Here is a 23,143-nt window from a genome sequence, read left to right as displayed (position 1 = left end):
CGGCTCTGGATCGGTTGACAGATCAGCCGGCGCGCGCCGCATTGTAGGGGCCGGCAAGATCGCCGGTCTTCAGCGAAGGCGGATCGAGAATGACCTGGTGGCCGGGATTGCGGAACTGTTCCAGGTCGTTGCCCTTGATGCCGCGTAGCTGCACCATCAGCACCCGCCGCTCCTTCCAGTCGCCGATCTCGTTGAAGCCAATCTTGCCGGCAATCGTGTCGACCTCGTTGGCATGTAGATATTCGGCCATCTTTGCCGGATCGACCGAGTTCGAGCCCTTGATCGCCGCTTCGGCGAGCTGACCCGCGACATAGTAGAAGGGCGGGATATAGAAGCCAAGAGGATCAACGCCCTGCTTGACGGCGATCGGTGTGTAGCGGTCGAAGAAGCTCTTGATCGCCGAGGTCTGCATCGTCGGTTCAGGAACAAACGTATGGGAGTTGACGATACCGTTGAGCTCCGGCCCGAGCGAACTCAGGAGCGCGCCATATTGCGGACCGATCATCGCGCCGCCAAAGAGTTTCACCTTGTCGGAAATGCCAATTTCCTTGACGCCGCGAATGATTGCCGTGCTGTCGGCCGGGTAGGAGGCGATGAAGATCGCTTCCGGATCGGCGGCATTGATGTTGCGGATGATCGAGGAGAAATCGGTCGTGTTCGGCGGGTAGCTCTGGTTGAAGACGACATCGATGCCGTATTCCTTGGCGACTTCCGCGCCGCCCTTGGCGGCATTCTTTGAGAATTCCAGGTCGGCATTGATGATGGCGATCTTCGTTACACCCTGCCCCTTGGCGAGATCGAAGAAGCCGCGCGCCCAGTCTCGGCCGGAATTCGGTCCCCAGGGGCCGCTGTGGAAGAACTTGTCGTGGCGGGCGACATCGTTGCCGGCGAGCCCGAACATACCGATCATGAAGAGATCGCGCTGCTTGATGAAGGGCATAACCGGCGCCGAGAGATTGGCTCCATAGGGCGAGAAAAGCACGTCACAGGCATCGACGTCGACGAGCTTGGAATAAATGGCCGGAACATTGGCCGCGCTGCTCTGGTCGTCATAGGTGACGAGCTCGACCTTGCGGCCGAGAAGACCGCCGGCGGCATTGACGTCATCACGCCAGAGCTCGTAACCGATCAGCCCGTTCTTCGTGCTGGCGAGCGGGCCCGTCAGCGAAACGCTGGCGCCGATGCGGATCGGCTTGTCCTGTGCGAAAGCTCTGCCTCCGAGAATGGCAGGTGCCGCAAGCCCGGCTGCGGTTGCGGCCACGAGCTTATGAAACTCACGCCTTGTCTTCATCGTTTTTCCCTCCCAAGAAAATTCGCTAGACGAATAAATATTCGCATAACGATAGGCGGCAGCTCTTGCGCTTGTCAATCCCGTGTGCGAACGAAAATAGGAACTGCAGGAGGATTCCGATGATCGACAGCAATTCGCCCGAATTTGTCGAGGCGCTGGCTAGGGGCCTGTCCGTTCTGGAAGCTTTCGATCGGCATGATCCGGAAATGACGCTGGCGGAACTGTCGCGCAAGGTCGGCATGTCGATTGCCACCGTCCGCCGCAATGTGCTGACATTGGAGGCGCTCGGTTTCATTCGTCGCCACAACAAACATTTCCTGCTGGCCCCGCGTATTCTGACGCTCGGCTCCGCTTATTTGAACGCCTTCAATGTCGAGGAGGCGGTTACCCCCGAACTTCATCGCATCACAACGCAGTTCGGCGATGCGGCCAACATGGCAGTCCTCGATGGTACGAATGTTCTCTATATCGCCCATCTGTCTGAAAGCCGTGGCGTACGTCGCAATGCAAGCCTCGGTGTCACCTACCCTGCCTATGCAACGTCGATGGGCCGTGTCTTGCTCGCAGCATTGCCGGACGACGAGATCGAGCGCTATTTTCAGGCTTACAATCCGATCAAACTCACCGACTATACGATTACCGACGAAGCGGAACTGCGCGATATTCTCGTCGAGACCCGCAACAAAGGCTATTCGATCACCGTCGACCAACTCGACTACGGCATCACGGCAATCGCGGTGCCGGTGAAGGACAGTACCGGCCGTATCGTCTGTTCCATCAACAGTTCTGGCTATACGCCGCGGCTCACACCGGATGAATTGATCGCTCAACGGCTGCCGGAAATGCGGCTGGCCGCCAACCGGCTCTCGCAACTTTTTACCCGCTTCCCGGCGCTCCTTCACTCGCTGGCGCCGACCGCCGCACCCGGGCGCTAAACAAATCTCCAGCCGTATTTTTTGACAGGGCTCGACGCCGGGGCTTGACACCTGCCTTTTTCGAAATTCATTATACGAATATAAATTCGCTAGACGAATATAGGGCCTCGGGAGGAGCTTATGACGCGATTGAAAGTCGCCCTTATTGTCGGCAGTGCACGGGCTGCCTCCCTCAACCGACTGCTCGCCCTTGCGATGACAAAGCTTGCCAAGCCCGACGTCGAGTTCGACTGGGTAACGATCCGCGACCTGCCGATCTTCGACCAGGAGGTTCTGGATGCCGGCACACCGCCGCAGGTTGAGCGGCTGAAGAGCCAGATCAAGCGCGCCGATGCGCTGCTGTTCGTGACGCCCGAGCATAATCGCTCCATTTCGGCCATGCTGAAAAATGCCATCGACTGGGCTTCGCGGCCCCGGGATTCCAGCGTCTGGACGGGCAAGCCGGGCGCAATCGCCGGCGCTTCTTACGGGCGCATCGGAACCGCCGCCGCCCAGCAGCACCTGCGCGCCATTCTCGGTTGTCTCGACATTGCCGTCATGGGACAGCCCGAGGCCTTCATTCATCTCTACGCTGATCTCATCACGCCTGAGGGCGAGGTGACGAACGAGGAAACCCGCCGTTTCCTGCAGCTCTACATGGATCAGTTCGATCTCTGGGTCAGCCGCTTCGTTTCGGCGAAGAGCGCGGCCGCCTGACACGGGAACCAACCCAAGGACTTCAGCATGAAAATCGGAAAGCAATCACAGCCCTATCAGGCGATCTGCACCTCGAACCCGGAGACGATCATCGTCCGGGGCCACGACCTCGTGAAAGACCTTGTGGGCTCCATTTCCTTCACCGACTATACTTGGCTGCTCGTGGCCGGTTCGCTGCCGGACGAAAAGCAGCGCCGCATGCTGGATGCAACGCTTGTGGCAATCGCCGAACATGGTCTCGTCCCGAGCGTGCAGGCGGCCCGAATGACGCTCGCCGCCTCTCCGGAAGCCGTTCAGGGAGCGGTCGCCGCCGGTCTTCTCGGCTGCGGTTCGGTGATCCTGGGTGCTTCTGAATCGGCCGGTGCCTTCTTTCGCGACGTGCGCCAGGAAAGCGAAGCAAACGGTAGTTCCACCGAGGCTGCGGCCGAAAAGCTGCTGCGGCGCTACAGGGAAGACAAGAAGCCGGTGCCCGGCTATGGCCATCCGCTGCACAAGGGGCATGATCCCCGCGCCGAGCGGCTGCTTGAGATCGCCCGGGATCTCGGCCTCGCCGGCATACATTGCGAGATCGCCAAGACGGTCGAGAAACTCATTCCCGATATCATCGGTAAGTCGTTGGTGATGAACGTATCGAGCGCCATCCCATGCGTGCTGCTCGATGCCGGTTATCCACTTCTTGCGCTGAAGGGCGTGCCGCTTCTGGCCCGAACAGCCGGGCTTATCGGGCACCTGCTCGAAGAGCAGACCCGTCCGATTGGCTTCATCATGTCCCACGCTGCCGCCGGCGCCATCGACTATGACGGTCCCGCGCCCGAGGGTTTCGTTGCGAACGAGAATTAGGATCCGGAAATGCTGACTGCTTTGAACCAAATCCGTGTCGTCGAACAGGGCACGTTCATCACCGGGCCCTGCGCGGGCATGATGCTCGCCGATCTCGGCGCTGACGTGATCAAAATTGAATCCGCAGGTAACGGCGACCCCTATCGCAGCTTCAAGACCGGCTTCTACAGCGCGCATTTCCAGGCCTATAACCGCAACAAGCGGGCGATCGGGCTGGATCTGAAAAGCGATGCAGATCGCGAAGTCTTCTATCAGCTGATCGCCCAGGCGGATGTTTATATCCAGAACTTCCGCCCAGGCGCTGCCGCCCGTATCGGCGCGGATTACGAGACGCTGTCGAAGATCAATCCGAAACTCATCTATTGCTCGATCAGCGGCTTCGGGCCCGACGGTCCATACGCGCAGCGGCCGGTCTATGATTCCGTCGCCCAGGCCGTTAGCGGGTTCCTTAGTGTCTCCATCGATCCCGAGCAGCCGCGCTTCATAGGGCCGGCGCTCGCCGACGCCATCACCGGCATTTATGCCTCGCTCGGCATCTCCGCAGCCCTCGTCGAGCGCGGCCGAACCGGCAAGGGCAAGCGCATCGACATTTCGATGATCGAGGCAATGATGCATTTTGCCGTCGAACCCTACATGGGCTATTTCGCGCTCGGCGAAGAACCGAGCGGCGTCGATCGGCCGCGGCTCGCGCAGGCCTATATCGTCCGCTGCAAGGACGGAAAGCTCTTCGCCTTCCATCTCTCTTCGCTCGACAAGTTCTGGGATGCGCTGGTGGAGGCGATCGGCGGGCAGGAACTGGCCAAAGACGAACGCTTTTCGCAACGCCTGAAACGCATCGACAATTATGAAGCGCTGAATGCCGAGCTGAATGCGATCTTCGCAACGAGGACGCGGGCCGAATGGGTGGAGCGTTTCTCCGGCTTCGACGTGCCCTTTGCGCCGATCAACTCAATCCCTGACGTTGTCGGCGATCCGCAGGCCCAGCATCTCAACATGTTCGTTCCGGTCGCAGGACGCATCGAAGGCGCCGAGCAGACAGTGCGCCCGGCTTTTTCCTTCGACGGCAAGCACGCCACGACGGTACGGGCCGCGCCCATCGTCGACCAGCACAGCGAGGAAATCCGCGCCGCGCTCAAAGGCAATCCCGGCGCCTGGCCGGAACTGAACCGCGAAATGGAACCGGTGGCAGCGGCGCAATAAAACGGCTTAATGGACAAGCGATATTTGGAGGAGAGACATGGCAACCCTGGCAGCGGTCCTTGCGACCACCCACCATCCCTTTTACCTGAAGGCGACGACGGCACCGCCCGAGCAGCAGATGCCGCAGGCGCCGGAATGGAAGCGCAAGATCGAGGCTTATCGCGAGACGCTCACTCGTGCGCAGCCCGATATCCTGGTCATGGTCGGCGCCGACCATTTCCACCAGTTCTTCCTCGACAACTACCCGACCTTCCTGATCGGAAAGGCACCGCGCTACGACGCCACCTTCTACAATGAGGAGCGCGAATTCGGCATTCCGAAATATGTGCTTGAGGGCCATGAGGAACTGTCGAACTTCATGCACCAGGGTCTGATGGACCGCGGCTTCGACTTCGCCTTCAGCCATGAGCTGAAGCTCGATCATTCGATCATCTGCCCGATCATCACCACCCGGCCGGATGCCGACCTGCCGGTCGTACCGATCTACACCAATATCTTCGTGCCGCCGCTGCCCTCGCCGAAACGCTTCTGGGATCTTGGCCGCGCCATTCGAGAGATCATCGACGAATATCCCTCGGACCAGCGTATCGCCGCCGTCGGCAGCGGGCATCTTTCGCTGGAGCTTGGCGGTCCGCGCCAGTTCAAGGAAACTGGTCCCGACCCGGAATTCGATCGCAAGGCGATCGAATGGCTGTCGACCGGCAATATCGACGCGATCCTCGAAAACGTCACGCATGACAGCATGACGAAAAGCGGCAACGCCACCCATGGCTTCATGGACCTGATCCTGATGATGGGCATCGCCGGGCCGATCCCGACCGCCTATCACGACAATCTCGATCTCTTCCACACCATGGAGGCCTATTTCACCTGGTATCCCGAGGGAGCTGCAGCATGAGCAAGTATTATGTGAACAAGTTCCTCTTCACCGTCGATCGCGATCCCGACCTGCTGCGCCGATATAAGGACGATCCGCGCTCGCTGGTCGCCAGCTGGGAACAATCGATCGGACCGAAGCTCAACGATGCGGAAATCTCCACCGTCAATTTCCTGACGGATGCCGAGCGCGAAGCGCTGATCAAGCACGACTATGTCACGCTCTTCGAAATGGGCGCGCATTTCTTCCTGTCGTTGACGATCTTCATCGCCATCTACGACGAGGATTACATGACAAAGAACGGTCCGCTGTCTTTCCAGCGGGAATTTGCCGAGAAACTGCAGCACTGGACAGGCAAGGATTATCCGTCTGTTGCGCTATGGCAGGCGGCTGCACGCTGAAGATTTCGTTTTGAACGACCTTTCGGCGCCCTGGGCGAAGGAAGGTATCTGGATCGGATTGTGGAGGAAAACCATGTGCAAGTTCTGTGGTAACCGGACGCACGCGCCGGCCGAACTCGGGAGCGGCGCAAACAGGGCAAGCGCCGTATCGGCAGACATGCCCGCCGGCATCGGCGAGGCCGATCGCTTGACGCTCATTCGCGGGGGCGCGGTCCTTTCGATGGATGCAGCGGTCGGCAATTTTAGAAAAGGCGATGTCTTGGTCCGTGGTTCGCGGATCGTCGAGATCGCCGAGGCGATCGACGCGCCTGAAGCCGCTGTCATCGACGCGTCGGGCACGGTGGTCATGCCAGGCTTCATCGATACCCACCACCATCAATTCGAGACCGCACTTCGAAGCCTGCTTGCCGACGCGATCCTGATCAATGACGGGCGGCCGGAGAGTGCGGCAAATTACTATGAATGGATCCTGCAAAAGTTCTCCGTCCTCTACCGGCCCGAAGATGTCTATATTTCCGAATTGTTCGGTGGCCTGTCGCAGATCGATGCCGGCGTGACGACTGTAATGGATGTCAGCCAGATCCATCATTCGCCTGATCATTCGGATGCCGCCATCGCGGCACTGCGCGACGCAGGGCGGCGTGCCGTCTTCGGCTATTTCGAAGGCTGGGGGGATGCATCAAAATACCCAGGGGATGCGCGCCGCATCAAGGCCGAACATTTTTCGAGTGACGACCAGTTACTGACGATGGTCATGGGCGGCGAGATTTACCTGCCTTTCTACGAGGATGCCTGGACGCTTGGGCGTGAACTCGGCATTCCGATTGCACTGCATGTCGTCGGGACTTTCGGCATGCGGCCGGTCTTCGACCAATTGGCTGAAGCTGGCCGGTTCGGGCCCGACAATATCTTCATTCATATGACCGGCATGAGCGACATGGCGTGGAAGCGTGCAGCCGATGCCGGTTCACATATTTCACTGTCGGTGCCGATCGAGATGCAGATGCGCCATGGCAATCCGCCACTGCAGCAGGCACTCGATCTCGGACTTCAGCCGTCGCTGTCGACCGATGTCGAATGCACCATGACTGCCGACATGTTCACGCAGATGCGCTCGGCAATTACTTTGCAGCGTATGCTGGCAAATGATCAGGCTCTTCGTGGTGAAGATTATCCGAAACTTCTGTCGGCCATGGATGTCATCCGCTTCGCGACAGTCGAAGGCGCGCGCGGACTGAAGCTCGACCATAAGACGGGTAGCCTGACGCCCGGCAAAGAAGCTGACATCATCCTTCTTGACGCCACCGCCATCAACGTTGCGCCGCTGAACAACGTCCCTGGCGCCGTGGTGACCCTGATGGAGCGCTCGAATGTCTCGACGGTCCTATGTGCAGGCAAGGTCCGCAAATGGCAGGGCAAGCTTCTCGGTCATGATATTACGGCACTCCGGGCGAAACTGGAATCGAGCCGCGACCATCTGCTCGACAAGGCCGAGATCGCAGCGGCTCTGTTCTAGGCTGTGGTGACAAATTAATGATTTGGGATGCCGTTTGAGGAGCAAATCAGATTCAACGCTGAGTTTGGAGGTCAGCGATGGAAGGTGAAGTTGTCCGGGATGATCAGTGGGAGCGGTTGAAGCTGTTCGTGCTTGGCGGTCGCAAGGGCAGGCGGGGTCCACGCAGCGACGGACGGCGGTTCTTCGATGCGATCTTGTGGCTGGCCCGCTCCGGTGCGCGTTGGCGCGACCTGCCCGAAGATCGCTTCGGTCCGTATCAAACGGTCAAACGACGTTACTACCGCTGGATCGATCAAGGCGTCTTCGACCGGATATTCGAAGCGGTGGCTGCCGATCCGGATATGGAATGGCTGTCCATCGATGCCACCGTGATCCGAGCGCAGGCGCAAGCGGCTGGCGGACGCCGCAAAAGGGGGGAGCGCAAGCCCAGGCTCTCGGCAGCTCCCGTGGCGGATTTGGCAGCAAAATCCATGCCGTAGTGGATGCCCTCGGGCTGCCGGTTCGTTTCCATCTCGGCCCAGGACAGCAGAACCACATGGCTCCGGCTTGCGACCTCGTTCGGGGACTGCCAGCCAAACAGGTGCTCGCATCGCCTACAAGCAGTGCTGGGGCATTCAGAGTTTCTTCGCCAAGCTCAAACAATGGCGACGCCTCGCCACACGCCATGACAAACTCGCAGCCAATTTCCTCGGCTTCATCAAGCTGGCAAGCATCATGCTTTGGCTCAAATAGTTAATTTGTCACCACGGCCTAGAGATTTCCAACCTCCCTCAGCTGAGAAAAATCAAGCTTGCGGCGCCGATCAATCCGGCATGCCTTGCGAGTTGTGCCGGCACGACCGGCACGTCGCGATAGGCAGGCATTGCGCGCTCCCGCATGGTGGCCTCGATTCTGTCACGTAGCAGATCATGGCCGTGAGATATTCCGCCGCCCATGACGATCATGTCGGGCGAGTAGAGATGCAGCAGGTTGGTAAAGCCGATGCCCAGCCAGCGGGCTTCCCTCTCGATCAGTGCAAGGGCTGCTTCGTCACCCGCGCGTGCCGCCTCCACAACGTGTCGGCCCGTCACCTCGCCATCATCGGACAGTGTTCGCAGCGCCGAACCGTCGCCGGGTTTTGTCAGAGCCGTCGCGCGCCGGCCGAGGGCAGTACCCGACGCCACCGCCTCGAAGCAGCCCACCGCTCCGCAAAGGCATCGTTCGCCCTCGCTCGTGATAGTCATGTGGCCGATTTCGCCTGCGAGCCCGCGGCGCCCATGCATGATCCGGCCATCGGAGATCACTCCACCGCCGATGCCGGTGGACACGGTGACGAACACCAGCGAGGCTGCGCCGCGCCCGGCGCCGAAACGCCATTCGCCAAGAGCGGCGGCGTTCGCATCGTTCTCCAGTCGCACAGGAAGTTTCAAGCGCTCCTGAAGAAGACGCGCAAGGGGCACTTCACGCCAACCCGAGAGGGTCGGCGGCGCGGTGAGAATGCCTAAGACCGGATCGAGCGGGCCAGGTGCTCCGATGCCGACACCGAGCGGATTGGCGTCGGGAACTTCCGAGCAGGTTTTCTCGGCAAGCATCGCGATCTGCTCGATGACTGCATTCGGTCCATCCCTCGCGCGCGTCGGTACGGACGCGAACGCCAGCAATTTGCCGCCGTCGTCAACCAATGCGGCGCGCAACTCCGTTCCACCCAGATCGAATGCAAGCGCAATCTTGTTCATCAGGGCTGAGTCTCCAAAGCATGCAGCCAGGCGATACGGGCAGGGAGATCCTTGTCGCCGAACGCCAGTGATCCGAGCACGACCGTCTCCGCACCTGCTGCCCGCAACATTGGAACGGTCTGTTCACGGATGCCGCCATCCGCGGCAAGAACGATCTCCTTTTCACGTCCGGCACGCTTCATCAGCGACCGGGCTTCGCGCAGCCGGTCACAGGCTTTATCCGAAAGGCTTTGTCCCTTGACGCCGATCGAGGTTCCGAGCAGCGTGAAGAAAGCGACCTCGGTGAGGAACGGTTCTGCCTCGCTGACCGGAGTTTCCAGCCGCAGAACGACGCCGGCTTCGGCTCCAAGCTCTTTTGCGAGTGCTACTGCGCGCAAGCCTGCTTCACCGTTCTCGGCATGAACGCTGACGAGATCGGCGCCCGCTTCGATGAACTGGCGCGTCTGCTCCTCCACAATCTCGGCCTCGACCATCAGATGCACATGGATCGGTTTTGCCGTCAGCTTGGCGATGCGGGCGACGAAATCGGGAAAGAACAGGAAGCCGGGTGTGAAGCGCGCGTCGGCAACGTCGATATGGTGGAGATCGACATAGGGTTCGATGCGGTGAAGGTCGCGTTCCATATTGGCAAGATCTGCGGACCAAAGTGAAAACTCGCCGAGCAGCCTATGCCGCGGCAATGTGGCGATGGTGCCGCCCGAGAGAGATTTCGATGTCATGGCTGAGCGACGCTCCGATGTTTGAATTCTGTGGTGAGGAATTGCCGGATCACCGTCCGGACCGCGGCGAAATGAGATTCCGCATCCGCTGCCTTTGCCGGCACTTCGAGGAAATGCGCATTTGGAAGCGCGTCGGCTATCACTTGTGCGACGGCGAGAGGGTGAATGGCATCCTGCCGGTTGCCGAGAATGAGGGCGGGAACAGCGAGCCTTGCCGCGTCTGCTCGCGAAACGCCGGTCCCATCCGAGGCGATGTCATGAAGCACGTCGGCGAAATCAGGCGCATCCGGGCGCTCGAAATAACCGAGCAGGGAAGCGAGATTGTCCGGCGCTTCCACCCGCAGACGTTCCGCTGTCGCCGACCTGGCAAAAAGCGTCTGGCCTTCGGCAGGTGGATGAGATCGAAGCAAGGCGGCGATCTCGCGGATCGGCGCGAGATTGTCTGGGGCGCGGGCAAACGACCAGGCCGGGCGCACCAGGATGAGGCCGATAACGCGCTCGGGATACGTTTTTGCCAGATGCAGTGCGATCGCCGCGCCCATGGAGATGCCGCCGGCGATGAACCGGTCTACTCCCTTTTCGTCTGCTGCGGCGATGACGTCGGCTGCAAACATCGCAATCGAGAAGGGGCGTGGCGTGCCGAGCGTCGAGCTCCCATGCCCGCGGCACTCAGTCGTGATCCGCCGCCAGTCGAGACCTTCGGGGATAACCTGTGCGACCTGCGCCTCATTGCCTCCGAGCCCGTGTTGAAAGAGCAAGGCTTTGCCTGTTCCGCAGTCGTAAACTGAAAGGTCGGCATCGTCTCGTCTGAAGGCGATGTGCGTCTTCATCGGATCAGATCCGAAAGAAATCTGGCGACGGCGGGTGCTTCCTCTGCCGTAAGACCATGCGTGACGAGCGTACCGTCGAAACCGGTCACGCACAGGCCGTCGATGAAGGCAGGGAAATCGACGATACCTTGACCTGCTGTCGCGAAGCGGCCATCGGCATAACGATCCTTCGCATGGGCCATCGCCACGTACCCGGCCGAGATATCGATTGCTCTGTCGACGATGTCGGACACTTCGGCCGGTGTCGCCTGCTCGAAGAGGTTTGCCGGATCGAGCACGATGCGCAGGTGCCTCGACCCCATCTCTCCGATCAGTCGCACCGCATCAGCGGCGGAAGTGACGATGTTTGCCTGTTCCGGCTCAATGCCGAGATCGATATCGTGCCGCTCGGCGAGTTCCAGCGCTTTTTCCATTTCGGCAGCCATATCGGCCCAGGCAGACGGAAGCGCATTGTCCGGATGATGCATCCATTGATCCTGGGCATGGCGGCTGCCTGTGCAAAGCGTCACAAGCGGAATCTGCAAGGCCGCTGCCGTTTCGATCACCACCCCAAGCTGTTTGAGCCCTCTTTCCCGCACGGATTTGTCCGGGTGGGCCATGTTATAGGTGCCTGAAAGTGCCGCGAGTGAAATACCGGTCTCTTCAGATGCCGCCCGGATCGCGGCGATCGTTTCCGGCGCCACTGCATCCGGCATCGACGGCAGGCCGACGCAGGCGAGATTGAACTGCGTTGCCGCAAATCCGCTGTTGCGCACGGCCGAGAGCACCTGTCGAGGATCGGTGCCGGGGAAGGTCTTTGCGAAGATGCCAAGCTGCATCAGACCGATCCCGTGACGGTTGCGAGTTCGACGCGTTCGCCCGTTTCGACCGAGCGGGCGATGGCGACCATGGCACGGATAGAGGCGATGCCGTCTTCTATATTGGCGCCGCGCATTGGCGCGCCATTCAGCACGGTATCGGCAAGCCCTTCCAGTTGCCGGCGGAAGAAGTGCCCGTCGGCGCCTAGTGGCTTGCGCGTGGTCGCGTCCTTTTCGTGGAAGATCTCGACCTCGCTCGCCCTGAAGTACCAGGGATTGAAGGTCTTAGCGATCACCGAACCGTTTTCGCCATAGAGCTGGAAGCCCTCATGCCAGTCCATACGGACCGCGACCGTCAGATCGAGATGACCGAGCGCGCCATTGGCAAACTCGGTTTCCACGAACCAGCAATAGGCGCCGGCACGCTCGAGAAGGCGGGCTCGCACCGCGACGATCTCGCCACACAGGAAACGGGCGGTATCGACGAGATGCGAGCCATGCGCCAGCATGAAATACTGGCGTAGGTCAGCCTTGGGATTTCCTGCGGGTTTCCTGGCGAATTTGCTGGTGATCGGCAGCGGCTGAACCGCATCGGTATTGGTGTAGCGGTGGGTGGAGTCGCAGTACCAGGCTTTCAGCGCGAAGATCTCGCCGATGTCGTCACGGACGAAATCCCGGGCAGCCTCCAGCGCCGGGTCAAACCGCTTCATATGACCGACCTGCAGCACTTTGCCGGAGCGCTTGACGGCGTCGGCGAGCGTCCGGCCCTCCTCGATCGTCACGCCGGTCGGTTTCTCGCAGAGCACATGCTTTCCCGCATCGAGCGCCTTGACCGACATCGGCACGTGATAGGCGTCCGACGTGGCGATGATGACGGCTTCGAGCTCGGGATCGGCAAGCATCGCGTCATAATCGGCGTACATCTTCTGTGGTTCGTATGTCGCGCCCATGCGCGCGAGCAGGTCGGGTGCTGCGTCGCAGATGGCGTAGAGGTCGGCATTCCCAGCCTTCACGCACGATTCGAGATGGGCGAACTGTGCGATCGGGCCGCAGCCGAGCACGCCCACACGCAGCCGACGGTCTTCCTTACGGATCATGACTTCTCCCTCAGGCGCCGTAGCGGCGCATCGTTTCCCGGTTCGCCCGGACGGCTGCCACGGGATCGCCGGCGGCGGTGTCTGATTCCTCTTCCAAGACCAGCCAGCCATTGAAGCGCGGCGCGGCAGCGACGATGTCGATCACGGCGGGCGTATCGCAGACCCCTTTGCCAAGCATGGCCCATTTGCCCTCTGCATCGACGTCCTTGAGGTGCAGATAGCGGATACGGTCCTGATAGGTTCGCAGCGTATCCAGAATATCGTCGTGGCCGCGCAGAATATGACCGGTATCCGGCACCCAGCCGACGAGGTTCTTGTCGAGAAGCGAGAAGATCCTGTCATAATCGGCACGGTCGAACAGCAGCGTATTGTGGTGCGAGCTCGGATGCACAGCGATATCCACGCCGGAAGCTTTGCCCAGTTCGCCCGCCCGATTGTAGAATTCCGCGGCGATTTCGAATTTCGCCTCCCGCGATCCTTCGGAGACCACCGTCGCAGAGCCGATCGAAACGAAGGCGCCGGAAAAGGTGGCCGCGAAATCGATCCAGCGTTGTGTGGTCCTGAGGTCGTTCTCGATCTCTTGCCTGAGGGTGAAGCCGCTTTTGGAGCCCATCGCAAAAGACACGAGCGTCAGGCCATGTTTCTTCAGGCTCGCGGCGAAATCATCGGGATGATCCGCGTAGCGACCGATCATCGTGTCGGTAATCTCGATGCCCGCGTAGCCGCCCGCCGCAATGGCTTCCAGCAGATCGTCCGGGCCGCCATTCCAGTTTTTTCCGAGCATTTCCCAGGTGAATGTCTGGCAGCCGACTTTCAGGTCTTTGATACTCATGCCCATTCCTTGACTTCGACCCGCGTAGGCCTTCGTTGATATGCCGCTGGACCGGTTGATCGCGCTCTTGGCATGATGGTGAAGCGGCGACGTCCCCTGGCGAGCTGCGTGTAACGGTTGGATTGCTATTTCCGCATGGTTTATAAAAATTTGTCGCGCGTCAAGAAATAAAATGTTCTATAGCGGTTGTCGCTGCGGCAACGCCCATCGATGATGGGCGGAATATCTGAAATTGGTGGGGAGGCCAGTTTATGAGAGCATATCCGGGGACCAGGCTGGGCATCGGCGTTATCGGCTGCGGCAATATCTCGATGACTTACCTGCGTAACGCTGCCCTGTTTGCCGGAGTCGAATTGAGGGCCTGTGCCGACATCTCATCCGACATGTCGGCGCTGAGGGCGAGGGAATATGGCATCCGGGCGATGGAGGTCGATGCGCTCTTGGCCGACCCCGAAATCGATCTGGTCCTGAACCTCACGATCCCGGCCGTCCATTTCGACGTGACGATGTCGGCGCTCTCTGCGGGCAAGCACGTCTTCACCGAAAAGCCGCTCGCGACGTCTGCTGCCGAGGGCCGCAAGCTCGTGGCCGAAGCTGCAGGTCGCGGTCTTCTGTTGGGTTCGGCTCCTGATACATTCCTCGGCGCCGCCGGCCGGCGTGCGCGAGGCCTGATGGATGCAGGTGCGATCGGCCGCCCGGTCAGCGGCACCGCCTTCATGTTCGGCCGCGGCATGGAACATTGGCATCCCAATCCGCAATTCTATTATCAACCCGGTGGCGGGCCGATGTTCGACATGGGTCCCTATTATCTGACGATGCTGGTCAATCTGCTTGGCCCGGTGAAAAGCGTCATGGCGATGGCGACGAAAGGCCAGGAAGAACGGTTGATCACGGCTGATGGCCCCTTCAGGAACACGACGTTCAAAGTGGGCACGCCGACCAATGTGCTCTCGCTTCTCGAGTTCCAGTCGGGCGCGACGGTGAATTTCGGTGCGTCTTGGGATGTCTTCCGGCACTCCAATCATCCGATCGAGTTGCACGGCACCGAGGGGTCGTTGCGCCTGCCCGATCCCGATACGTTCGGCGGAACGGTCTCGTTCTCCGAGCGCGGCGCCGAATGGAAGAATTTCGAAAGCGAAGGCGAGCTGTATGGCGCGCTGAACTGGCCGTATAGCGCTCCTGATCGCGCCAATTATCGCATGCTGGGCGTTGCCGATCTCGTGCGCGCGCTTGGCGAGGGCAGGGCGCCGCGCGCCTCCGGCGATCTGGCACTTCATGTTCTCGAGATCATGGAAGCGACCCTGGCGTCCAGCGAGGCCAGGAGCGCGGTTGTGATTGCCGGCACAGTTGCACAACCGCCGCTGCTTGGGGACGATGAAGCCCGCAGCCTGCTTGCTTGAGGTGAGACGATGAAAGATCGATTGGATCCCGGCGCCGCGCATGTCCTCGCGCTCGGTCGCGCAGCAAACCAGCCGCCCTTTGAGCAGGGGACAGTAAGTGAGGCGCGTGCTGCCTATGACGCGGGGTGCCCGACATTGCAGGGCGATCGCGAGCCTGTCGCGGCCATCGAGGACAGAACGATTGCCGGAACGGGCGGCCCGATCCCGCTCAGGATCTACCGAGGCGTCGGCGCTCCGAACGCGGATGCGCCGGCACTTCTCTACCTTCACGGTGGTGGCTGGGTCGTCGGCACGCTTGAATCCCACGACGAGATCTGCCGGTGGTTTGCGAATATCGGCGCCTGCATCGTAATTTGCCCGGACTATCGGCTGGCGCCCGAGCACAAGTTCCCGGCGGGTTTGGAAGATTGCGTATCGGCGCTTGCCTATGTGGTGGAGCAGGCAAGCGCGCTTGGTATCGATCCAGATCGGATTGCCGTCGCGGGCGATAGTGCCGGCGGCAATCTGGCCGCTGTCCTGTCACTTCTCGCGCGCGATGGCGTTGCGCAGAAAATCTCGGCGCAACTTCTGCTCTATCCCAACACCGATGCCGGGCAGAGGACCGACAGCTTTGTCAGGTTTTCAGAAGGATACGGTTTGACTGCCTCGACGATGCGCTGGTTCCGCGATCATTATGTCCGCGACGCGGCTGATATCGGTGATTGGCGCGTCTCACCGCTACGGGTCGGAAATGTCGTGGGCTTGCCACCGGCCTTCGTCGCGATTGCGGGCCAGGATATCCTCGCAGACGAAGGCGAGGCCTATGCCCGCCGGCTTGCCGAGGCGGGGGTTCCTGTAGTCCTGCGGCGTTGGCAGGACCAGATCCACGGCTTCGTTTCCATGGGGCGGCACATTCCGGCGGCGCGGCGGGCGGTGGAAGAAGCGGTTGCCGGATGGCGCAGCCTCGTCGATCACGCCGACTGACGCATCACCAATGTACCATCGAGGATGATTTTTCGTGCAACGACCTGCTTGGTGTCGTTGTCTTCGTCCAGCATCGAAAGCAGTGTGTCGACACTGCTGCGTGCCATGGCGGTGAAATCTTGCGCCATCGTCGTCAATGGCGGGCAGGTATAACGGCTGAGAGGGTGATCGTCATGGGCGGCGATGCGAAGATCGCTATCGCCCCTGCGGCCGATGCGGAGGCCGCGCGAGTGGGCGGCAGCCATCGCGCCGAAGGCAAGTCGATCGTTCGCGCAGAGGATTGTCCTGCCCGGAAGCGTTCCAGCCGCGATCATTGCGTCGGTCTGCTCATACCCCATACGTTCGAAATCCCAGCCGTAGCTCTCGGTGGCGCCAAACACGACCGGTTCGAAACCGAGCGCTTCCATCGTGGCGACATAGCTTGCCAGCCGCTCCCCGGAATTGTGATTAACATGCGGAATGTCGAAATATGCAGGCGGCTCGCCGGACCGGCAGAGATAGTCGACAATTGTCGCAACGCTTTGGGCATTGTTGTTGCCAATGAAGGGCGTGTCGCCCTCGATGAACGTATCGAAATAGACAATGGGAATGCTCTCCCGGAGTTTTTCAAAGATGCCAGGCTCGGAAGAAAGACCCAGAGGCGCGATGATCGCGCCGGCAGCCTTCAAGGACAGAAGCGTGTTGACGGCCTCGGCTTCAAGATCCGGCAAGCCGTGGGACGAGATGACGATTGGCCAGTAACCTTCACCCCGGACGAGCAATTCCAGACGGTTGACCATTTCGGCATAGAATGGATCTGTGATGACAGGCACGAGAATGCCAACGTTGCGTGTCCTCTTGCGATTGAGATTGCGCGCATAGAGATTAGGACGGTAGTCCGATGCCGAGAGCGCATCCTCGATGCGTTTGCGTGTCACCGGCTTTACGCTGCTCGGGTCATCGAAATACCTCGAAAGCGTTGGACGAGAAACGCCACAGGACCGGGCGAAATCGTCCATAGTTTTGATCGTCATCTTGTCCATCGGCAATTCTGGTTGCACTGCGCCAAGGCACCTCTGCGTAAGCCGATGTCGCAAGGGCGGTCAGTGTGGGGGCTTCGAAATGCGTTTGTAGCCTGACAATATCGCATGCGCAAAATTTTTTGTTACATAGGTACAATTGGCAGCCTAAACGCCCCTACACATAGCGCACTTCGACCCCCAGCTTGTCCAATCGGCTGCGAATCCCGTGCGGCATGCCGGTGTCGGTGATGATCAGATCGACACGTGAAAGCGAAAATGCCTTGGACGAGGCGCCAATATCCCACTTGCTGGAATCCGCCACGAGGATGACGCGCCTCGCCATGCGGACCAGATTGCGTTTGGTGCGTGCAATGTCTTCCGAGACATCGACGACATCGAATGCGTGATCGATGGCATGAGCACTGAGGAACGCCTGGTGGGCGACAAGACCGCCCACTGCCTTGTCGGAATCCGAGACGATCGTGCTGACGGTACTTGGAAAGACACGGCCGCCTATCATATGCACGTCCAGCCCCGGCCGATACATCAGATGCTGCGCGATATTCATCGCGGTTGTGGCCACGACAACGTTATTGACCGGGGGCATTTGCATGGCAACCTGCAGCAGTGTCGAGCCGCTGTCGAAGACAACAGACTGGTTGTCGATTATTTGACGTGCCGCCATCTGTGCGATGCGTCGTTTGGCGTCGAAATTGCGGTTCATCCGTTCTTCGAAGGCCGCTGCGGGCGAACTGGCCGGCAATGCGATCGCGCCGCCATGCGTTTTGATGAGCTGCTTCTTGGCATCCAGAATTTCCAGGTCGGATCTGATGGTCACCTCGGAGACACCGAAGTTTTCCGCCAGCTGCGTCGTGCGTGCTTGGCCGGTCCGCTGAAGTTCCAGCATGATCTGATGTCGCCGTTGTTCCGCAAGCATGTGTGACCTCGAATTCCCTTAGATGACGGTACCGATATTTCGAAAATCGAAAATGCACGGCAACTATTGTGATCAAAAGACGCGATGGAGGGCGGCATCAGCGTATGTCCAGCCCGCGTTACTGTCATATTAAATCAAAACGAAAGAAATCGAAATATTGAACGTTCGTTTATTTTCGAGTTAGGGTCTCAACGCGAGATCAAATTGTAGAGGGACAGCATCGATATGGGCCTTGGAACCAAAATTCGCCTGTCACGGCTGTTTTCACATCCGTCGGGGCATCTGTTCGGTGGCGCGGTCGACCACTTCGTTGGCTATGGCAACGTCCGTGAGGGCGGCCTGGCGGATCTGCCGGGCGCGCTGAAGCGGGTGATGGCTGGAGAGCCGGACTATATCAGCATTCAGCCGGGGGCTGCGCGTCATTTGTGGCCTGCCTATGCCGGCAAGGCGGCGCTGGTCATTCAAGCCGGCTGCTTTACGCCGGACGATCGAATCCGTCAGTTGATCGCGACCCCCGAGGATGCGGTGCGCTACGGGGCAGATGCTCTGGCCGTTGCCATTCCGGTGCGCGGCAATACCGAAGGCGAATACATTCGCTGGCTCACCGATACCGTCAACGCCGCAGCTCGCTTTGAAATGCCGGTCGTTGCCCATGTCTATCCCCGCGACTATTCAAACGGCGGCAAGATTGTCTTCACCCCAGACGAGATCGCCTATGCCGTGCGGATCGGGTTTGAAACCGGCGTTGACGTGATCAAGGTCGGATACACCGGGGACTTCGACTCATTCCAGGAAACCGTCGCCACCTGCCCGGTTCCCATCGTTATCGCGGGCGGTCCGAAAACGGAAAATCTGCTCGGGGCTCTCACTCAGACCTTCGATGCCTTGCGGGCGGGAGCGAAGGGTGCCGTGGTGGGACGAAACCTTTGGGGCCACGGCGATACGACGATGGCGGCGCGCGCCTTCAAGCTCGTCATTCACAGCGGTATGGCGCCGCAAGAGGCGCTCGCTGCCGCGGGCGGTTAACGGGTGACACACAACCTTCAGGTTCTCGGCTTCGGGGCGCTGGCGATCGACGATATCATCTACGTCGATCGACCGCTGAGCGCCGGCAAGGGAAAAGTGACAAGTCGCACCCAGGACCACGGCGGCAATGTCGCGACGGCCCTTGTTGCGGTCGCAAAGCTGGGGGGACGGGCCGGTTTCATCGGTTGGCTGAGTGATCAGCCTGTTACCGATATCAGCGCCCGCGAGCTCGAACGGCATGGCGTCGACATATCCTTTGCACCGCGTCGCCCCGATGCCAGGCCGATACGGTCGATGATCACGGTCGGACCTGAAGGGGACAGGTTTATCGCCTATGACGACAATGTGCCGCACGGAACCTCCGAGGCACTCGCCGATAGCACTCTTGCACAAGCCCAGGTGCTGTTGATCGACGGCTATGCCACCCACGCCGATACGATCGTTGCGCGCGCCCGCAAGCTGGGCCTTGCTGTGGTGGCAGACATTGAATGGACGATCGGGCTTGCGACCGAACGATTATTGAGCCTGTCCAACCATCTGGTACTGCCATTGAAATTTGCGCAGACTTATTCCTGCGAAGCCGATCCGGCGTTGATCCTCCATAAGCTCTGGTCTGACGACCGCACCGCAGTCGTTTTGACCGACGGTGAACGAGGATCCTATATCAGGCAGACGGGAGACGCCGTTTTTTGGCATGTTCCGGCCTACGAGGTCAAAGCGGTCGACACGACGGGCGCCGGAGATTGCTTTCACGGTGCTTATGCTTTTGCCCTGACACAGGGAAAGCCGCCTCTCGACTGCGCCATCTATGCAACTGCCGCAGCCGCGATCTCGGTGACTGGCCCCGGTGGCCGCATGGCTCTGCCGGATCAAAGCGCCTGTCTCGCGTGGCTGGCGAGGGAAAATGCACCCGTGCCCAGACCGATCGCGCCACCGGACTGAGAGTTCATCACACTGGTGCCCTGGACGATCGGACTAGCGCTGCGCAGACGATGGTTTCGGTTCGATCAGAAACAGCGCCGGGGAGGGGCTGTCCTGGGGATTGGATGGCGACGATACTAAGGAGGAAGTGCCGTGGCTGTTGTTGTACTGGATAAAATTTGCAAGACCTTTGGAACCAAATTCCACGCGATCAAGGATCTTAGCCTGACGATAAATGATGGCGAGTTCCTCATCCTCGTCGGTCCTTCAGGATGTGGAAAATCGACGGCATTGCGCATGATCGCCGGGCTGGAAGAGATCAGCAGCGGGACCCTGAGCATCGGTGGAGAGAATGTCGAGGATCTCGCGCCGAAGGACCGGGACATAGCGATGGTCTTTCAGAATTATGCGCTTTACCCGCATATGACGGTGTTCGAAAATATTGCCTTCTCGATGAAGCTTGCAGGCAAGAGCAAGGAAGAGCGCACGAAGCGGGTCCATGAAATTGCCAAGACCCTTCAACTGCATACGCTGCTCGACAGCAAGCCGGCCGCGCTCTCCGGCGGCCAACGCCAGCGGGTCGCCATGGGGCGCGCAATGGTGCGGGAACCGGCAGCGTTTCTCATGGACGAGCCCCTGTCAAACCTCGATGCCAAGCTGCGCGTGCAAATGCGCGCCGAAATCGTCAGCCTGCAAAGACAGCTTGGCGTGACGACGATCTATGTGACGCACGATCAGACCGAAGCCTTGACCATGGGCGACCGGGTTGCGGTCTTGAAGGGCGGCGTCCTTCAGCAGGTCGACACACCAAAAACACTGTACAGCCGGCCGGTCAACGCCTTCGTTGCGGGTTTCATCGGCTCGCCATCCATGAATCTGTTCGAGGGCCGCTTGCAGAACGGCAGGATCGATCTGCCGACCTTTTCCATACCGGTCGCGACGACCGCATTCGAGCAGTCTCCCGGTCTGAGGGCGTTCGAAGACAAGACGATCGTCTTCGGCATTCGCCCGGAAGACCTTTACGACAGCGGTCTGGAATCGGGATCACGCCACGCGACGATCCCTGCCCTCGTGAAATCGATCGAGGAGTTGGGTTCGGAGCTGATCGTTCATCTGAAGATAGAAGCAGCGCGGATCGATTCCGGTGACCCGGATGCCGTCGAGGACTTGAGCGGCGCGGCAAATGCCGTGGCGAAGTTCGAATCCGTGAGCACAGTCCAGCCGGGCGCAATGATCAGCCTGGCGATCGATGTAGCCAAACTACACTTCTTCGATCCTCAGACGCATCTGGCAATCTAGCAAGATCTGCGGCGACGGAGCTGCTTGGCGGGCGTTCGCAAGAGCGCCTGCTTGCGTCATCGTTCACAAGTCCTCGCCGCTCCTTGCCGGCCGGCTTTGCGCGTTCCGCATCGAAAGTGCAGGATCTTACACCGTTTCGTAACCCGTGACTTTACGGCCAGAGGCTGAGTTCTTTTGGCGTTAGTTAGTTGGCGCCTGATTGCTACTTTAAAGTGTTAAGTCCGTGAGGATAGCCTTGCGGAACCTCGCTTTTCCTGGATCGCCAAAGCCTTTCATTTGTTTTCCTTTGGGCGGCGCAGCTTTCATTTGTTTACGAAAGTAAAGAAAAAATGCGACATGAGCAATATGTCGGAAAGAAAAAATGTCTTCGAGATTTGAAGATAAAACTTATAGAAATCAATAGCTTAAAGTAATTTTTATCGCCTCTGAAGCCCTCCTGCTTTTTCCGATTGCAGTTCTTCATTGACAGCCAGACGCCTGGAGGAACCTACTTTGGTCTCGATCGGGAGGATCGAGCGAAATATCGTTTTCAGGGAGGGAAACATGAACGTCAGAAGATTTATCGTGGCGGCTCAGTCGGCTGTGGCCGCCTGGGCACTATGCGCCACCTGCGCCTTTGCCCAGACCAATCTCGAGTTCATCCAGTGGTGGGAGCCAGAAATGCCCGCCGGTGCTCTGCGCAGCATCATGGATGACTTTGAAGCCAAGAACCCCGGCATCAAGGTGACGCTTGTCAGCGGTCCCTATTCCGCCACCCATGATCAGATCGTTGTGGGCGCAGCGTCCGGGACACTCAGCGATGTCGTCGGCCTGGACGGCGCATGGGTCAACGGCTTGGCAAAGCAGGGCGCAATCGCCTCGATGGACAGCCTGATGGCTGATGCCAAATACGATCAGAGCCAGATCGCCGACATCATCAAGGTCAATGGGCAAAGCGTCATGTTCCCGCTTGCCTCGTTCGTCTACCCGGTCTTTGTCAACCTGGATTTGGCAAAGGCGGCTGGGGTCGAAAAATTGCCGACAAACCGCACCGAATTCGCTGCTGCCGCGAAGAAGATGACCAATGCGGACAAGAACCAGTATGGCTGGGTGTTGCCTCTGTCGTTGCAAAACCCCGGCGGCATCCAGAATGACGTGATGTCCTGGGTCTGGGCATCCGGAGCATCCATGCTGAAGGATGGCAAGCCAGATCTGGAAAATGCCTCTGTCGTCGGCACGCTTGAATACATCAAGTCGCTGCAGGACGCCGGCGTCATCTCGCCTGGTATTTTTGCCAAGAAGGAACAGGACAAGGTCGAAGAGTTCGTCAACGGGCGTGTCGGCATGATGATCGACTCGTTGGCGCACATCAATCTCATTCGCCAGCGAAACCCCAATCTCAAATTCGGCATCTCCGCCCTTCCAGCCGTTGACGGCTACACCGGCAAGCGCGGGTTGCCCTATGCCTCCTGGGGCATCGGCATCAGTGACAAAAGCGAGCACAAGGCGGAGGCCTGGAAGCTCGTCGAATATCTGATGAGCCCGGAAGTGAACAGCCGCCTCGTGTCGATCGCCAACGCCTTCCCGGGTAATATCCACGCCAAACCCGATTTCTCGAAATCGGACCCGCTGTTCGAAGAAGCCTTCAAGATATTCCAGAGCGGGAAGCTCGCCAACGAATTCGTCGGACTGCCCGTTGCCGAAGATCTCATGCGTCAGATGAATGTCGAAGTTCAGAAGATGTTCGACGGTCAGCAAACCGCAAAGGACGCGGCTGCCAATACGCAGAAGCAATGGTTGGTCGAATTCAGCAAGTAGTCTCCCAAGACGGACGGCAGCGTGACAAACTTCGATCACGCTGCCGTCGCATC

Annotated in this window: 22 protein-coding genes and 1 pseudogene; 14 read left to right on the top strand and 9 right to left on the bottom strand. The window is 59.6% G+C overall.

All coding sequences use genetic code 11. The annotated features are described in order from the left end of the window. Positions 1-22 precede the first annotated feature (22 nt). The gene (locus FHX06_RS20355) at positions 23-1,291 is read right to left on the bottom strand and encodes an amino acid ABC transporter substrate-binding protein (RefSeq protein ID WP_113145385.1); all 1,269 of its coding nucleotides are present in this window, start codon (positions 1,289-1,291) and stop codon (positions 23-25) included. A 119-nt stretch (positions 1,292-1,410) separates the two neighbouring features. Here FHX06_RS20355 and FHX06_RS20350 point away from each other — a divergent pair, with 119 nt between their 5' ends. From FHX06_RS20350 to FHX06_RS20315, 8 genes and pseudogenes are all read left to right on the top strand, one after another. Continuing rightward, positions 1,411-2,226: an IclR family transcriptional regulator C-terminal domain-containing protein gene (locus FHX06_RS20350; protein WP_112970530.1), complete on the top strand. Its 816-nt coding sequence runs from the start codon at positions 1,411-1,413 to the stop codon at positions 2,224-2,226. A 120-nt stretch (positions 2,227-2,346) separates the two neighbouring features. Continuing rightward, on the top strand, positions 2,347-2,922 hold the full coding sequence (locus FHX06_RS20345; protein ID WP_183880636.1) for an NADPH-dependent FMN reductase: 576 nt from the start codon (positions 2,347-2,349) through the stop codon (positions 2,920-2,922). 27 nt (positions 2,923-2,949) lie between these two features. Beyond that, positions 2,950-3,762, top strand: coding sequence for a citryl-CoA lyase (locus tag FHX06_RS20340; RefSeq protein WP_112542659.1), 813 nt, complete (start codon positions 2,950-2,952; stop codon positions 3,760-3,762). 9 nt (positions 3,763-3,771) lie between these two features. Then, positions 3,772-4,962, top strand: coding sequence for a CaiB/BaiF CoA transferase family protein (locus FHX06_RS20335; RefSeq protein WP_112542658.1), 1,191 nt, complete (start codon positions 3,772-3,774; stop codon positions 4,960-4,962). Positions 4,963-4,999: 37 nt separating this feature from the next. Next, positions 5,000-5,860 carry an extradiol ring-cleavage dioxygenase gene (locus FHX06_RS20330; RefSeq protein ID WP_112542657.1) on the top strand — a complete coding sequence of 287 codons (861 nt, stop codon included), beginning with the start codon at positions 5,000-5,002 and terminating at the stop codon, positions 5,858-5,860. Then, complete coding sequence (locus tag FHX06_RS20325; protein WP_112542656.1) at positions 5,857-6,240, top strand: hypothetical protein; 384 nt, start codon at positions 5,857-5,859, stop codon at positions 6,238-6,240. Before FHX06_RS20330 ends, FHX06_RS20325 begins: the two co-directional genes overlap by 4 nt. Before the next feature lie 73 nt (positions 6,241-6,313). Beyond that, positions 6,314-7,756, top strand: coding sequence for an amidohydrolase family protein (locus FHX06_RS20320; protein WP_183880634.1), 1,443 nt, complete (start codon positions 6,314-6,316; stop codon positions 7,754-7,756). Between the two features lie 77 nt (positions 7,757-7,833). Continuing rightward, positions 7,834-8,488 (top strand): annotated as a pseudogene (locus tag FHX06_RS20315) (IS5 family transposase). 38 nt (positions 8,489-8,526) lie between these two features. Here FHX06_RS20315 and FHX06_RS20310 read toward each other — a convergent pair. The 6 genes from FHX06_RS20310 to FHX06_RS20285 are packed head-to-tail and all read right to left on the bottom strand — an operon-like array spanning position 8,527 to position 13,746. Further along, a complete protein-coding gene (locus FHX06_RS20310; RefSeq protein WP_183880632.1) occupies positions 8,527-9,471 on the bottom strand; it encodes an ROK family protein in 945 nt (314 codons plus the stop codon). Next, the gene (locus FHX06_RS20305) at positions 9,471-10,190 is read right to left on the bottom strand and encodes a ribulose-phosphate 3-epimerase (protein ID WP_183880630.1); all 720 of its coding nucleotides are present in this window, start codon (positions 10,188-10,190) and stop codon (positions 9,471-9,473) included. Before FHX06_RS20305 ends, FHX06_RS20310 begins: the two co-directional genes overlap by 1 nt. Continuing rightward, on the bottom strand, positions 10,187-11,020 hold the full coding sequence (locus FHX06_RS20300) for an alpha/beta fold hydrolase (RefSeq protein WP_183880628.1): 834 nt from the start codon (positions 11,018-11,020) through the stop codon (positions 10,187-10,189). The genes FHX06_RS20305 and FHX06_RS20300 overlap by 4 nt, the downstream gene beginning before the upstream one ends. Beyond that, positions 11,017-11,838: a sugar phosphate isomerase/epimerase family protein gene (locus tag FHX06_RS20295; protein ID WP_183880626.1), complete on the bottom strand. Its 822-nt coding sequence runs from the start codon at positions 11,836-11,838 to the stop codon at positions 11,017-11,019. Before FHX06_RS20295 ends, FHX06_RS20300 begins: the two co-directional genes overlap by 4 nt. Further along, a complete protein-coding gene (locus FHX06_RS20290; protein ID WP_113117536.1) occupies positions 11,838-12,914 on the bottom strand; it encodes a Gfo/Idh/MocA family protein in 1,077 nt (358 codons plus the stop codon). Before FHX06_RS20290 ends, FHX06_RS20295 begins: the two co-directional genes overlap by 1 nt. 10 nt (positions 12,915-12,924) lie before the next feature. Then, positions 12,925-13,746: a sugar phosphate isomerase/epimerase family protein gene (locus tag FHX06_RS20285; protein WP_183880624.1), complete on the bottom strand. Its 822-nt coding sequence runs from the start codon at positions 13,744-13,746 to the stop codon at positions 12,925-12,927. A 251-nt stretch (positions 13,747-13,997) separates the two neighbouring features. On the opposite strand from FHX06_RS20285, the gene FHX06_RS20280 reads away from it, so the two are divergent. After that, positions 13,998-15,146, top strand: coding sequence for a Gfo/Idh/MocA family protein (locus FHX06_RS20280; protein WP_183880622.1), 1,149 nt, complete (start codon positions 13,998-14,000; stop codon positions 15,144-15,146). Positions 15,147-15,155: 9 nt separating this feature from the next. Continuing rightward, complete coding sequence (locus FHX06_RS20275) at positions 15,156-16,109, top strand: alpha/beta hydrolase (RefSeq protein ID WP_183880620.1); 954 nt, start codon at positions 15,156-15,158, stop codon at positions 16,107-16,109. Here FHX06_RS20275 and FHX06_RS20270 read toward each other — a convergent pair. Both FHX06_RS20270 and FHX06_RS20265 read right to left on the bottom strand, forming a co-directional pair. Continuing rightward, positions 16,097-17,131, bottom strand: a complete 1,035-nt coding sequence (locus FHX06_RS20270) for a LacI family DNA-binding transcriptional regulator (protein ID WP_112542648.1) — start codon at positions 17,129-17,131, stop codon at positions 16,097-16,099. The genes FHX06_RS20275 and FHX06_RS20270 overlap by 13 nt on opposite strands. 154 nt (positions 17,132-17,285) lie before the next feature. Then, the gene (locus FHX06_RS20265) at positions 17,286-18,047 is read right to left on the bottom strand and encodes a DeoR/GlpR family DNA-binding transcription regulator (protein WP_112542647.1); all 762 of its coding nucleotides are present in this window, start codon (positions 18,045-18,047) and stop codon (positions 17,286-17,288) included. Between the two features lie 225 nt (positions 18,048-18,272). On the opposite strand from FHX06_RS20265, the gene FHX06_RS20260 reads away from it, so the two are divergent. The 4 genes from FHX06_RS20260 (at position 18,273) to FHX06_RS20245 (ending at position 23,090) form a co-directional block, all read left to right on the top strand. Next, positions 18,273-19,073 (top strand): class I fructose-bisphosphate aldolase, encoded by an 801-nt coding sequence (locus FHX06_RS20260; RefSeq protein WP_112970517.1) that lies wholly within the window; start codon positions 18,273-18,275, stop codon positions 19,071-19,073. Positions 19,074-19,076: 3 nt separating this feature from the next. Continuing rightward, entirely contained in the window at positions 19,077-20,015 is a 939-nt protein-coding gene (locus FHX06_RS20255; protein WP_113212776.1) for a PfkB family carbohydrate kinase, read from the top strand. Between the two features lie 132 nt (positions 20,016-20,147). Then, a complete protein-coding gene (locus tag FHX06_RS20250) occupies positions 20,148-21,293 on the top strand; it encodes an ABC transporter ATP-binding protein (RefSeq protein WP_113212777.1) in 1,146 nt (381 codons plus the stop codon). A gap of 543 nt (positions 21,294-21,836) precedes the next feature. Continuing rightward, the gene (locus tag FHX06_RS20245) at positions 21,837-23,090 is read left to right on the top strand and encodes an ABC transporter substrate-binding protein (RefSeq protein ID WP_112542743.1); all 1,254 of its coding nucleotides are present in this window, start codon (positions 21,837-21,839) and stop codon (positions 23,088-23,090) included. The last annotated feature ends 53 nt before the right edge of the window (positions 23,091-23,143 follow it).

Source organism: Rhizobium sp. BK512 (assembly GCF_014194915.1).
Lineage (GTDB): Bacteria > Pseudomonadota > Alphaproteobacteria > Rhizobiales > Rhizobiaceae > Rhizobium.
Note: the sequence above shows the minus strand (reverse complement) of the source record. Positions and strands in the feature narration are given on the sequence as shown.

Excerpts from the sequence above, each read along its gene's own strand:
- FHX06_RS20330 (WP_112542657.1), top strand. The coding sequence starts at position 5,000 with ATGGCAACCCTGGCAGCGGTCCTTGCGACCACCCACCATCCCTTTTAC.
- FHX06_RS20320 (WP_183880634.1), top strand. The coding sequence starts at position 6,314 with ATGTGCAAGTTCTGTGGTAACCGGACGCACGCGCCGGCCGAACTCGGG.
- FHX06_RS20275 (WP_183880620.1), top strand. The coding sequence starts at position 15,156 with ATGAAAGATCGATTGGATCCCGGCGCCGCGCATGTCCTCGCGCTCGGT.
- FHX06_RS20285 (WP_183880624.1), bottom strand. The coding sequence starts at position 13,746 with ATGAGTATCAAAGACCTGAAAGTCGGCTGCCAGACATTCACCTGGGAA.
- FHX06_RS20335 (WP_112542658.1), top strand. The coding sequence starts at position 3,772 with ATGCTGACTGCTTTGAACCAAATCCGTGTCGTCGAACAGGGCACGTTC.
- FHX06_RS20265 (WP_112542647.1), bottom strand. The coding sequence starts at position 18,047 with ATGCTTGCGGAACAACGGCGACATCAGATCATGCTGGAACTTCAGCGG.
- FHX06_RS20310 (WP_183880632.1), bottom strand. The coding sequence starts at position 9,471 with ATGAACAAGATTGCGCTTGCATTCGATCTGGGTGGAACGGAGTTGCGC.
- FHX06_RS20345 (WP_183880636.1), top strand. The coding sequence starts at position 2,347 with ATGACGCGATTGAAAGTCGCCCTTATTGTCGGCAGTGCACGGGCTGCC.
- FHX06_RS20305 (WP_183880630.1), bottom strand. The coding sequence starts at position 10,190 with ATGACATCGAAATCTCTCTCGGGCGGCACCATCGCCACATTGCCGCGG.
- FHX06_RS20260 (WP_112970517.1), top strand. The coding sequence starts at position 18,273 with ATGGGCCTTGGAACCAAAATTCGCCTGTCACGGCTGTTTTCACATCCG.
- FHX06_RS20340 (WP_112542659.1), top strand. The coding sequence starts at position 2,950 with ATGAAAATCGGAAAGCAATCACAGCCCTATCAGGCGATCTGCACCTCG.
- FHX06_RS20300 (WP_183880628.1), bottom strand. The coding sequence starts at position 11,020 with ATGAAGACGCACATCGCCTTCAGACGAGACGATGCCGACCTTTCAGTT.
- FHX06_RS20280 (WP_183880622.1), top strand. The coding sequence starts at position 13,998 with ATGAGAGCATATCCGGGGACCAGGCTGGGCATCGGCGTTATCGGCTGC.
- FHX06_RS20350 (WP_112970530.1), top strand. The coding sequence starts at position 1,411 with ATGATCGACAGCAATTCGCCCGAATTTGTCGAGGCGCTGGCTAGGGGC.
- FHX06_RS20270 (WP_112542648.1), bottom strand. The coding sequence starts at position 17,131 with ATGGACAAGATGACGATCAAAACTATGGACGATTTCGCCCGGTCCTGT.
- FHX06_RS20325 (WP_112542656.1), top strand. The coding sequence starts at position 5,857 with ATGAGCAAGTATTATGTGAACAAGTTCCTCTTCACCGTCGATCGCGAT.
- FHX06_RS20355 (WP_113145385.1), bottom strand. The coding sequence starts at position 1,291 with ATGAAGACAAGGCGTGAGTTTCATAAGCTCGTGGCCGCAACCGCAGCC.
- FHX06_RS20290 (WP_113117536.1), bottom strand. The coding sequence starts at position 12,914 with ATGATCCGTAAGGAAGACCGTCGGCTGCGTGTGGGCGTGCTCGGCTGC.
- FHX06_RS20245 (WP_112542743.1), top strand. The coding sequence starts at position 21,837 with ATGAACGTCAGAAGATTTATCGTGGCGGCTCAGTCGGCTGTGGCCGCC.
- FHX06_RS20295 (WP_183880626.1), bottom strand. The coding sequence starts at position 11,838 with ATGCAGCTTGGCATCTTCGCAAAGACCTTCCCCGGCACCGATCCTCGA.